The following is an 11,556-nucleotide window of genomic DNA, read 5'->3' as shown; positions in this document are numbered from 1 at the left end:
AGTCACCACAGGTCACACCGGTATCACCCGGCATTCCCCACGCAATGGTTTTAACGGCTGCTACGTGCTCGCCCCGGTGCTTCGGGCTTGTTGGCCACCGTCGCCCGCGTGCCTTAACGCGAACTTGACACCAGCGTCGAGGTGCCAGGCCCACACGTCTTTGCCGTCCGCCTCAAGTGCCCCCGTCAGGAGCATCGTCGGCGTCCACCGCATCCCGCCCCGCGTTGTTGACGTTGCGCAACGCCCCTTTGGTGGGGCGGGACAGCGCGGAATATAGAAGTGATTTGGGTGGGGTGCAAGCTCTATTTCTGTCTTTCATAATCTTTTTTGAGATATTTCGAACTTGGTCAGGCATCCTGCCCCTTGCGTCATTCCGGGGCGATGCCAGCGGGTCCGGCCTCCGCCGATGACGTCGAACTGCGATGTGCAATCGCAGATCGGAGAATCTCGAGCTTCCGGGTTCGGTCATTTCATTCACGTCCCGGAATGACGACAACGCCGCCGCCCGATCACGCCGGTCGCGCCCGCGAGGAAAATCCTCATGCGGCCCGCCTGCTCGCCCTGATCACGTGGCCGCCGGGCCCGAGGTTGAGGCCCTTCTTCAAATCCCCGTAGAAGCGGTTCGCCAGGTCAGCCACGCCAAGATCCTCGACCGTCTCAAAGCCCTTTTCGCGCAGCAGTTCGGAAATTTCACCGGGATCGAACATGCTGAGCCACGGCTCGCCTCTTGACGCTGCCGACGCCGCCATGGCCATGATCTTTTCGCGGCGGCCTTCAGAATAGTTTGCAAACGGTTCGGCATAGTCGAACACGACTTCCGAGTCCGGCACGGCGGCAATGTAATCGAGCGTCGTCGCGATCGCCTCACGGGTCAAATACGGCACGACACCGAGCCATTGGAAGAACGCGGGCAAATCGGCCCGAAAGCCGGGGGCATCAAGCCCATCGGTCAGGCTCTGACGCTCGAAATCGACGGGCGCAAATGTGAGGGAGCCTGGAACCGCCAACCCTGCCTGCGTCAGGCGTTCGCGTTTCCAGGCTTGAGTGGCCGGATAATCGACCTCGAAGACGCGGACACCGGCATGGGGATTGCGCAGCGAAAACGTATCCAGCCCAGCGCCCAGCACCACGACCTGACGAATGCCGCGCGCCACGCTAGCCGCCAGCGCCTCCTCGGAGAAGCGGCTGCGCGCGGCGATGAACAGGCGCATCGGCCGGCGCGCCGGATCGGCCGCGCTCTCCTCGAGGCCGGCGCGGGTCTCATCATCGAGAATTCTGATGGCGAAGGGATCGCTGAAGATGGAGCCGGCCTCCAGCGTCTGATGGATAGCGCGATAGGCGGCCGCGCCGCGCGCGGTTTTACTGGGCTCGCCTGGCTGCATCTGACTTCCCCGCAGCGGATCATGGCGACTACCCCGATCCGGCCGCCATCACCCCTAAAGCAATCGCGTCATGCTGGCGATATCGGTCGAAAGCCTCGACATTACCGGCCGGCCGGTGGCGCGATACCGCGGTGATTGTGTCAAAATATTTCAACTGTTGCGCGTGCACGACAGCCTTCGAGCACGGCCGCCCATAGACTAGCGGCGATTCTGGCGCCGGGGGGTGCGCCGACACAGCCGGGGGGCCAATATGCGCATGCTGGCAATTGCTGCAGTAACGGGAAGCGTCATGTTGGGCGGCATCGTGGCGGCGACTGCCGCCGACATGCCGATAAAGGCGCCACCGCCGATAGTGGCGGCTCCAGCTTCCGACTGGACCGGCTTTTATGTGGGCCTCAACGCCGGCGGCGGCTGGAGCCCGAGCAGTTCAGACCCCTACAACGGACTACTGTGGCCGGGCTTTATCGTCTTTCCGCCGCAGGCCCCCATCATCACGGTTATCCCGGCGCAGATCGGCACGCTTGCCTCGGCGGGCGGCAACCGCAGCGGGTTCGTCGGCGGCGGCCAGATCGGATACAATTGGCAGGTCAGGCAATTTCTCTTCGGTCTCGAGGCGGACGCGACCGGCACCAGTCTGAACGGCTCGAGCGCCAGCGCCACGCGCACCTTCGGCCCTCCAGTCCTCAACGTTCCCGTCAGCCAGACCGTGACGGCCAATTTCGGCCGTGTGGACTGGATGGCCTCGATCCGGGGGCGCATCGGCTTTACCGCGGATCGAGCGCTGTTCTACGTCACCGGCGGCGGCGCCGCCGCCGGCGTCGGCGGGACCTCGGTCACGGTCATCAACGGACCCGGCATTGGCCTTCCCGCAGGAACGTTCTCCTCGCCCGGCAGCGGCTCGACCACGCGCTGGGGCTGGACGCTGGGCGGCGGTATCGAGTGGGCGTTCAACAGGAACTGGAGCGTAGCCGGCGAGTATCGCCACTCGGACTTCGGCTCGCAGGGCGTCACGCTTGTCATCCCCGATGGGCTCGGCGGCATATTGGCGACGGGCGCGACCAATGCGCGGCTGACGGTCGACCAGGTGACCGCGCGCCTCAACTACCGCTTCGGCGGACCGGTGGTCGCGCGCTATTGATCAGACTGCTTGATGGCAGACGCGGTCGGGACAAGCCGGCCGCGACCGCTCGCGGTCGAGCATCGATCCGTCCCGCTATACGGCTTTCTTGAGCCGCTCCAGCGCTTCCAGGATTTTTTCTTTCCGTGCCACCGCCGCCTCGCGCTTTTCCTTTTCCTCCTCGACGATTTCCTCCGGCGCATTGGCGACGAATTTCTCGTTGCCGAGCTTGGCATCGACGCGCTTGATGTCGGCTTCGGCCTTCGTCAGCTCCTTGTCGAGCCGGGTTTTTTCCGCCGAAAGATCGATCACGCCCTTCAGCGGCAACGCCGCGACCTCGCCGCGCACCAATAGCTGCACCGCGCCCTCCGGCGCACGATCGGCGAAGGAAATGTCCGATAGTCGCGCCATGCGCTTGACGACGTCGCTCCAGCGCGGCGCGCGTTCCCTGGTCTCGGCGGAGCCGCCCGCCAGCACCAGCGGCGTCAAGGTCGAAGGCGGAATGTTCATTTCCGCGCGCACCGAGCGGATCGCCGTGACGAGATCGACCACCCAGCCGATCTCGGCTTCGGCAGCGGGGTCGCTGAAGTCGGCGGCGTCGAATGCCAGCAGAACAGGCGGGATCAGCGGATCGGTCGGGCTCGCGGTCGCCAGCAGCGCCAGTTCTTCCGCCGTCACTGCGCTCTCTTTCAGCGACCACGGCGCCAGCGCCAGCAGGCCGTCGCGTTTCGCCGTCACCTCCCACAGCTCTTCGGTAATGAAGGGCATGAACGGGTGCAGCAGTTTCAGGATTTCGTCGCGCGCCCAGGCCACCATGGCCCGCGTCTCGGCCTTGGCGTCGCTCTCCTCGCCGAGCAGCACGGGCTTTGCGAGTTCGAGATACCAGTCGCAATAGACGTTCCAGACGAAGCGATAGATCGCATTCGCGGCGTCGTTGAAACGGTAGGCTTCGATCGCCTCGGTGACTTCGCGCGTGGCGTGCGCGGTCTCGTGCGCGATCCAGCGGTTCAGCGTCTGCTTCGCCCTGGTCGGATCGAAACCGTCCGGCAGCGCGCAGGCATTCATCTCGGCAAAACGGCAGGCATTCCACAGTTTGGTTGCAAAATTCCTGTTGGTTTCAACCAGTTGCGGCGAGAGTTTGATGTCGTGGCTGTGCGCGGCCCCGCGCGCCAGTGCAAAGCGCAGTGCGTCGGCGCCATAGTCGTCGATGACGCCGAGGGGGTCGATGACGTTGCCTTTCGACTTCGACATCTTCGCGCCCTTCTCGTCGCGAACCAGGCGGTGGATGTAGACGGTCGAAAACGGCGCGTCCTTCATGAAGTGCAGGCCCATCATCATCATCCGCGCGACCCAGAAGAAGATGATGTCCCAGCCCGTCACCAGCACGTCGGTCGGATAATAGCGCTTCACCTCAGGCGTATCGCCGGGCCAGCCGAGCGTCGAGAACGGCCACAGTGCGGAAGAGAACCAGGTGTCGAGCACGTCCTCGTCGCGCATGATGAAGTCCGCGCGCTTGTTGCGGTCGAGCGCCATCTCGCGCCCCTGCTCTTGCGTGATGACTTCCTGCTCGACGTAATAGCCGAGCGCATTGCCGACCGCTTCCTCCTCGGTTTCCGCGACGAACACTTTGCCGTCCGGCCCGTACCAGGCGGGAATCTGGTGGCCCCACCAGAGCTGGCGCGAGATGCACCAGGGCTGGATGTTTTCCATCCACTCGAAATAGGTCTTTTCCCAGTTCTTCGGCACGAAACTGGTGGCGCCCGAGCGCACCGCAGATATTGCCGGCTGCGCCAGCGTTTTGGCGTCGACGTACCACTGGTCGGTCAGATAGGGCTCGATGACGACGCCGGAGCGATCGCCGTGCGGCACCATGTGCGTGTTCGGCTCGACCCGCTCCAGGAAACCGAAATCCTCCAGCCGCGCCAGGATCTGCTTGCGCGCAGCAAAACGGTCGAGGCCGTGCAATTCCTCGGCAAGCTGGGAGGCGCCTTCCGGCAAGCCGCGCAGATAATCCTCGTTGCCGACGAGGTTGAGGGCTGCTTCCTGATCGAACACGTTGATCTGCGGCAGATTGTGCCGGCGGCCGATCTCGAAATCGTTGAAATCGTGCGCCGGCGTCACCTTGACCGCGCCCGAGCCTTTTTCGGGATCGGAATAATCGTCGGCGACGATTAGAATCCGTCTGCCGACCAGCGGCAGGATGACGTGTGTGCCGACCAAATGCGCATAGCGCTCGTCGTCGGGATGCACCGCGACCGCGGTATCGCCGAGCATGGTTTCGGGGCGCGTGGTGGCGACCACGATGAAGCTCCTGGGATCGTCGGGATTGAAGCTCTTGCCTTCCAGCGGATAGCGCAGATACCACAAGCTGCCCTTGACCTCGACCTGCTGCACCTCGAGATCGGAAATCGCGGTCAGCAGTTTCGGATCCCAATTGACCAGGCGCTTGTCCTTGTAGATCAGCCCCTCGCGGTGCAGTTCGACGAACACTTTTATCACCGCGCGCGACAGCCCCTCGTCCATGGTGAAACGTTCGCGCGACCAGTCGCAGGAGGCGCCAAGGCGCTTGAGCTGGTTGATGATGACGTCGCCGCTCTCGGCCTTCCATTGCCAGACGCGTTCGAGGAATTTGGCGCGCCCCATCTCGCGACGGCCCGGCTGCTGCCGCTCCATCAATTGCCGCTCGACCACCATCTGGGTGGCGATCCCTGCGTGATCGGTGCCGGGCTGCCACAGCACGTCGCGGCCGCGCATGCGCTGGAAGCGGCAGAGGATGTCCTGAATGGTGTTGTTGAGCGCGTGCCCCATATGCAGCGAGCCCGTCACGTTCGGCGGCGGGATCACCATCGTGAACGGCCTGGCATCGCGCCGATCGGGGCGGCCGGCGCGGAACGCGCGGCTGTCCTCCCAGATCACGGACATGCGGGCTTCGATATCGGCAGGCTGGTAGTTCTTCTCGATCATGGCGGTGCAATCATGGGGAATGGAGGCGCTAGAAAGCCGCAGCCGCGCGCCAAGTCAACACGACGGGAAGGCTGAAAGCTCCGATAAAGGGCGATGTAGTGGCTGAACAACGGCCGTTAAAGCCTTGTAGCGGCCGGCCTATTGGCGTCCGCGCGAAACCCGCTCGATTTCGGCCTTGACGATCCGCTCCACCAGCCCCGGCAGATTGTCGTCGAGCCACGACTTCAGCATCGGCCGCAGCATTTCCTTGACCAGGTCTTCCAGGGTCCGCGCATTGTTGCTGAGCACGGTATGGGCCAGCGTATTGAAGGCGGATTCGACCGCCGACACCGTCGAGCGCGACAGGATCGGCGGCGGTGGCGAGCTGCTTTCGAGCGGCGGCGGTTCGAACACCGGCGGCCGGTGCAGCGCCCTCGCCGCAGTGGCTTCGGCAAATTCGATGTCGTCGTGGGGCTCGACCTTGTGAAACGCCGGCTGCGGCGGTTCCGGCGGCGCCACCGCCATGTCGTCGGTGAGTTCGAACACCTCGCCGTCGGGCAGAGGGGGTCGGATCTCCTCGGGCGTGGTGGCTTCATCGAGGCCGTTGAGAAGTGCGTCGATGTCGTCCTGGCTGTTCGACACGGCGGCCGCGGGCGCAGCCGGAGCTGGTTTCGCGGGCGGCGGCGCCGGCTTCGCGGCCGGGGCTATCGCCGACGGCGGAATGTCTTTCATTGCCGGCTTGGCGGCCGGCGCGGCAGGTTTCGCAGGCTGTTCGGCGGCGGTCGCCGGCGGTTTCTCGCCGGCCGGCGGCTTGGCCTCGTCGTCGGCGATGATACGCCGGATCGACGCCAGAATCTCCTCCATCGAGGGCTCTTGGACCTTTGCAGGCTGCGTCATCTCCGACTCCAAATCATCCGCACGTTTTACACCAAGCCAAGGGTGATTTGCCGGTTCCGGATATGCGGTGCGGGAATTTCATCGCACAAGCCTGACTTGTCCCCAGATCAAGCGCCGCGCGACCGATCAGGCGCAGCCCGCCCCTGCACGGGGCACCGTGGCGCGCGGCCTGTCCCACAGAGCATGCGGCGCGAATCGCTCTGCTGCCTATATCAAAGGTATGTCACGGCAATATTTGATTGCAAGCAACGCGCCGGCAAACGCCGGCGGTGTCCTACGGCGATCAGCGTCCGTCGGGCGTGCGAACGCCGAACCAGCTGTCGCGGACCTGATGATAATGCACGCTCGGGTCATAGACGTCGGTCGGCAGGTTCATCACCTGCGGCGACAGCCGCCCGATCGCGTTCAGCACCGCATAGGACGCCACCACGCGATCATGCTGCGCGGTGACCAGCGCGACGCGCGCATTGACCAGCGCCTGCTGGGCATTCAACACGTCCAGCGTGGTGCGCTGACCGGCCTTGGCCTCCTCGCGCACGCCGTTGAGCGCGATCTCGGACGCCGTCACCTGGGATTGCGCGGAAGCCACCTGCGCCTTGCCCGCCACCAGCTGCCCCCAGGCGGTCACGGTGTTGGCGCGGGTCTGGTCGCGGGTCTGCTCCAGGACGAGGCGCTGCTGCGCCAGGTTTTCCTTGGACTGGCGGATCAGCGCATATTCGGCGCCGCCCTGATAGATCGGCGCCGAAATCTGCGCCACCGCGGAGGCGCCGAAGGAGCGGAAGATGGTCATGGATTGTTCGTAGGATTGCGAGACCGCAGCCTGCAGACTGATCGTGGGCAACAGCGCGCCTTCGTTGACCTTGACCGTGAGGTAGTTGACGTCGATGCCGAACATCGCCGCCGTCACGTTCGGATTCTCGATCAGGCTGAGATCGACCGCGCCAGGCAGCGTGGCGGGCAGGTAGCGATCGACCGGCGAGCCCGGCGCCAAGGCCTCCGGTTCGTTGCCGATGATGCGGCGGAAATTCGCCTTGGTCGTGACCAGGGTTGCTTCGGCGGCGAGCAGCTGGGTCTTGCCGGCGGCGAGCTGTGCTTCCGATTGCGCGACGTCGGTGCGCGTCACCTCGCCGACATTGAAGCGATCGCGGGTCTGCTTCAGCGTCTGATCGAGCACACGCACGTTGCTCTTCTGGACCTCGACGATCGCGGCGTCGCGCAGATAGTCCATGTAGATGGTGGCGGCCGACAGCAGCACCGTCTGTTCGAGCACCCGGAGCGCCTCGCGCGAGCCGGAAACCTGGCTCTCCGCCACGCGGGTCTTGTTGGCGGTTTGCTGGCCGTTGAAGAGCGTCTGGGTGACGGTCAGGCCGGCGCTGCGCGGCGCGTCGACGCCGTGAAACTCGGACCGCACGATGCCGTTCGGCGAGCCGCCCGAGGTGGTGTTGGTGTCGGTATATTGCTCGCCGGCGCTGGCCGTGAGCGCGACTTTCGGGCGATATCCGGAAAGCGCCTGCGGCACGTTCTCGTCGGTGGATCGGACCTGGGCGCGTTGCGAATTGAGCTGCGGATTGTTCTGGTAGGCACGCACCAGCGCGGCCTCGATGGTGTCGGCCAGGGCGGGCATCGGGCCCATACACGCCATCAGGAGGACCGCAGCCGCAGCTCCGGTCACCAACTTTACCCCACGCATCCCTGGTAATCCATTCTTGTCGCTGGCCGATTCGCGCGCGCTTGAACCGGGTTACGCTTCATTCCGAGTCAGTATCCCGCCCTACCTTATGCCCCGCACAGGCGCGGCGGAACCCCGCGCCGGGGTACGCCGGTGGAAACTCTCCACCTGCAGCTTCCGGGCCACACTTCTGATTCAGAACGGGATTTTAACAGCGCCAGGCGGCTAGAAAACGAACGCCGGGCGGCGCTCCAGGCCGGGCAATACCGGCGCCACCGCGTCGAAAAGAGCCCGATGGCCGAAATCGCCGTGGGAATGGGTCACGATCATGGCCCGGGGCGGCTTGGAGATCCCGAAAACCCCGACCAGCCGGCCACCTTCCCTGAGCTGTTGATAAAGCCCTTCGGGTGTGATCTCGGTCGAGCCATCCAGCACGATCACGTCATAGGGCGCATCCGCCGGATCCCCGGCAGCGGCCTCGGCAGGGCGAAAGGTCACGTTGCCGAGCCCGAGCCCGGCCAGGATTTCCCCGGCCTTGGCGGCATGGCCCGGGTCGGTTTCGGTTGCGATCACCTGCCCGGCGAGCATAGCGACCAGCGCCGCCGCATATCCGGTCGCGCAACCTGCGACCAGTACCTTGTCGGCGGACCCGATCTCGGCGGCCTGCAGCATCTTCGCAATGACCGCCGGCTTGATCAGGAACCGCTTCACCGGGCCCCCATCGCTGACATCGAGATCGAGGTCGAGATAGGCGAGCGCCCGCAGGTTCTCCGGAACGAACGCCTCGCGCGGCACCGTCAGCATGGCATCGATGATCCGGAGGTCGGTGACGTCGCTGGGACGCACCTGGCCGTCGACCATTTTCTGGCGCGCGGTGGCAAATCCGGACATGGGCGGACCCTCAGGGATAACGCGGGCAAAGCCCCTCGCTTGCGGGAGCTGGAAGCGGCCACATCTCTGGTACAAACTTCACTAAAACGCAACGCCGATCGCGAGGCGAAGCCCGCGATCCGCTCTTGTCGGTTGGGCCGCTTTTGATCCGCGGCAATCGCCCTATTCGATCGTCACCGCGAGCCGCGCGATCAGGCGCGCCACCTCGTCCAGATCTGCCGCATCGTGCTCCCTGACGGCCTGCGCGAGCCGGACCAGGCATTCATCGTCACTCATCGCGGGGACGTCGCACGGAACGATCGAGGGCATCGGTCGTTCGAGAGCGCTCTGGATGTCTGACATCGAATCACCTTCCGTGACGAAAACCCCGGCACCATCGAGGCTCGTCACGGAATAAGTCGATTTGGCGGCATTTCGCAGCACGGAAACGTGAGCGGTCAGGCGCCTCGAAGCCATTTGCGGAGGCGCGACCGGACCGACAAATCCTTGTGGTCCAGATAGTTCCGGCCCGATATTGACACCGCGCCCGAGCCTGCGATTTCGTCCTTTGCAAGCCGTAACGGCTTTGTTATACGCTGCCCGCGTGCGAACGCCTGTTTCGCCCTATTCCTCGGTAGCTCAGCGGTAGAGCATTCGACTGTTAATCGAATGGTCGCTGGTTCGAATCCAGCCCGGGGAGCCAGTTGGCCGTTTGGCCCCGTTCAGGACCGTTGGCGAACCTCCCATAAGCGCAAAGTTAGCCCTGTAAAATAACGGCTTCCCCGTAACCGTCCCGGTTGGGGCCGTACGCTTCCTAGCTAAACCTCGGCCACCGCGTCACCCCACGGCTGGAACGCCTCGGTGGCGCCGCTGTTGGTCCCGCCTTTGCGCAGAACGATGCTTGGGCAAGCGAACTTCATCGGCAGGGTCTGGATGCGCGCCTCTTCGTAGTCGAACCGCGCCCGCAACGCTTCTCGCGTTTGTGCCGGCAGACGCACGTCGCCGATCACCACCGCGCCTTCGCTGGCATCGATACGAGGCTGATGGATCGCAGCGTCGAGATCCATCCCATAGTCCATGACGAAGGACAGCATCTGTGTCACCGCCGGCAGGATGCGACGCCCGCCCGAGGCGCCGAGGGCGAGCCGCCGGCCATCGGCGGTCCGAGCCAGCACCGGCGTGTAATTGGTGAGGCAACGCTTGCCGGGCTCCAACGAATTGGTTCCGCCCGGCTTGGGATCAAACCACATGATGCCGTTGTTCATCGTCACGCCGGTTTGCGGCAGCACGAATTTGGAGCCGAAGGTCGACAGCAGGGTTTGCGTCACCGCCGCCATGTTGCCTTCGCGATCGACCACCGAGAAATGCGTGGTGCAGGCAGGCGCCAGATGCTCGGCGCCAAGTGCGCGGCGGCCGTCGGCGTCGCCCATATCCTGTAACCGTTCCCGGTAGGCTGATTGCAGCGCCAGGGCATAGGCCGTGTAGGCCGACGCATCTGGCGCGCCGCCTTCGGGTTTCAGGCTCTGTCCCAGCAGGCGCAGGGCATGGGCCAAGGTCGGGCCGCAGGTGAGTTCCGGCGTCGCGTAAACCTTGCCGCCCCGATAAGGAATTGTCAGCGGCTCCCGAAAATAGGCGCGGAAGGAAGCGAGGTCTTCGACCGACAGGGCACCCCCGCCTGCTCGCACGTCGGACGCAAGGCTGCGCGCCAAATCGCCTTGGTAGAAATCGCGCGGTCCCTGCGCAGCCAGATGGGCCAAGGTGGCCCTGAGCCCTTCCTGCGGCAGGCGGACGCTGGACTTGATGCCCCACTGCGCATTCGGCGGCAGGCCGTCCTGGAGATAGGCAGTCGCGCTCGCCGGGTAACGTCGCAGATCTGCTGCCGAACTGGCGATCATCAGCGTGGTCCACCAATCCACCAGTAGACCTTCGCCGGCGAGATCGACGCTGGGTCCCAGCAACTCTTGCCAGGGCAGTTTCGCGTGGCGGCGGTGAGCTTCTTCCATGCCCGCCACCACGCCGGGCACGGCGATCGAACCGGGACCGTGAAGATTGCGATCGTCCTTGACCCGCGCCCAGGGAAAAATATCGGAAGCGGCATCATCGCCCGCCAGCGGATAGTCGTCGAGACTGAGGCTGCCCGGCGCTCGCATACCGTAATCGATCACTTCATAGCGGTTCTCACGCGCGCGGTAGAGCACCATCGCCCCACCACCGCCGACGCCACTCATCCAAGGCTCCAGCACGCCGAGCGCGAAGGTGGTCGCAATCACCGCGTCCACGCAGTCGCCGCCGGCCGCCAGCACCTCGACGCCGACCTCGGCCGCTCTACGTGATTGTGCGGCGACGATGCCGCCGCCGGAGATAACTGCCGATTTGCGGGTTCGCTGAGTATTGCTGAACTGGTCGCTCATGTTGTCGCATCGCGAGATCGTCGGGAACGTGGATGGTCACCCATGCTGGTGTTCTACGAGGCCGCGCGCTGACAGTCAAAATCCGCAGCAAGACGCGGCCGTCTTGCCTGCACTGGTCCGCCGCAGCGCGAAAGGCCGACATTGACGCCTCCGATAAGCGTGTCGGCTAACGGGCGGACCGACGACGGAATTTGCCAACCAGAGGTCTAGCCCAACGCGCCGAGTTGGTTCATGATCCCGTCGCGTTCCCGCTGACGGGAATGCCAA

8 protein-coding genes and 1 tRNA gene are annotated in these 11,556 nt (G+C 64.7%); 2 read left to right on the top strand and 7 right to left on the bottom strand.

What is annotated here, in order from left to right:
• Window positions 1-539: 539 nt before the first annotated feature.
• Window positions 540-1,382, bottom strand: a complete 843-nt coding sequence (locus tag VK804_RS26590; RefSeq protein WP_325375769.1) for an SAM-dependent methyltransferase — start codon at window positions 1,380-1,382, stop codon at window positions 540-542.
• A gap of 289 nt (window positions 1,383-1,671) precedes the next feature.
• Here VK804_RS26590 and VK804_RS26585 point away from each other — a divergent pair, with 289 nt between their 5' ends.
• Window positions 1,672-2,520, top strand: coding sequence for an outer membrane protein (locus VK804_RS26585; protein ID WP_325375767.1), 849 nt, complete (start codon window positions 1,672-1,674; stop codon window positions 2,518-2,520).
• A gap of 75 nt (window positions 2,521-2,595) precedes the next feature.
• On the opposite strand, the gene VK804_RS26580 is transcribed toward VK804_RS26585, so the two are convergent.
• The 5 genes from VK804_RS26580 to VK804_RS26560 all read right to left on the bottom strand — a co-directional run bounded on the left by VK804_RS26580 (window position 2,596) and on the right by VK804_RS26560 (window position 9,241).
• Window positions 2,596-5,463 (bottom strand): valine--tRNA ligase, encoded by a 2,868-nt coding sequence (locus VK804_RS26580; protein ID WP_325375765.1) that lies wholly within the window; start codon window positions 5,461-5,463, stop codon window positions 2,596-2,598.
• Window positions 5,464-5,601: 138 nt separating this feature from the next.
• Window positions 5,602-6,339 (bottom strand): DUF2497 domain-containing protein, encoded by a 738-nt coding sequence (locus tag VK804_RS26575; RefSeq protein WP_325375763.1) that lies wholly within the window; start codon window positions 6,337-6,339, stop codon window positions 5,602-5,604.
• Between the two features lie 283 nt (window positions 6,340-6,622).
• Window positions 6,623-8,029, bottom strand: coding sequence for a TolC family outer membrane protein (locus VK804_RS26570; protein WP_325375762.1), 1,407 nt, complete (start codon window positions 8,027-8,029; stop codon window positions 6,623-6,625).
• Window positions 8,030-8,233: 204 nt separating this feature from the next.
• On the bottom strand, window positions 8,234-8,899 hold the full coding sequence (locus VK804_RS26565) for a protein-L-isoaspartate O-methyltransferase (protein ID WP_325375760.1): 666 nt from the start codon (window positions 8,897-8,899) through the stop codon (window positions 8,234-8,236).
• Window positions 8,900-9,061: 162 nt separating this feature from the next.
• A complete protein-coding gene (locus VK804_RS26560; protein WP_325375758.1) occupies window positions 9,062-9,241 on the bottom strand; it encodes a hypothetical protein in 180 nt (59 codons plus the stop codon).
• Between the two features lie 265 nt (window positions 9,242-9,506).
• Here VK804_RS26560 and VK804_RS26555 point away from each other — a divergent pair.
• A tRNA-Asn gene (locus tag VK804_RS26555) sits at window positions 9,507-9,581 on the top strand.
• A 115-nt stretch (window positions 9,582-9,696) separates the two neighbouring features.
• Here the strand turns inward: VK804_RS26555 and VK804_RS26550 are convergent.
• On the bottom strand, window positions 9,697-11,289 hold the full coding sequence (locus tag VK804_RS26550; RefSeq protein WP_325375757.1) for a gamma-glutamyltransferase family protein: 1,593 nt from the start codon (window positions 11,287-11,289) through the stop codon (window positions 9,697-9,699).
• Between the last annotated feature and the right edge of the window lie 267 nt (window positions 11,290-11,556).

This window comes from Bradyrhizobium sp. (genome assembly GCF_035484855.1).
Lineage (GTDB): Bacteria > Pseudomonadota > Alphaproteobacteria > Rhizobiales > Xanthobacteraceae > Bradyrhizobium.
This window is presented reverse-complemented; position numbering and strand designations above follow the sequence as displayed.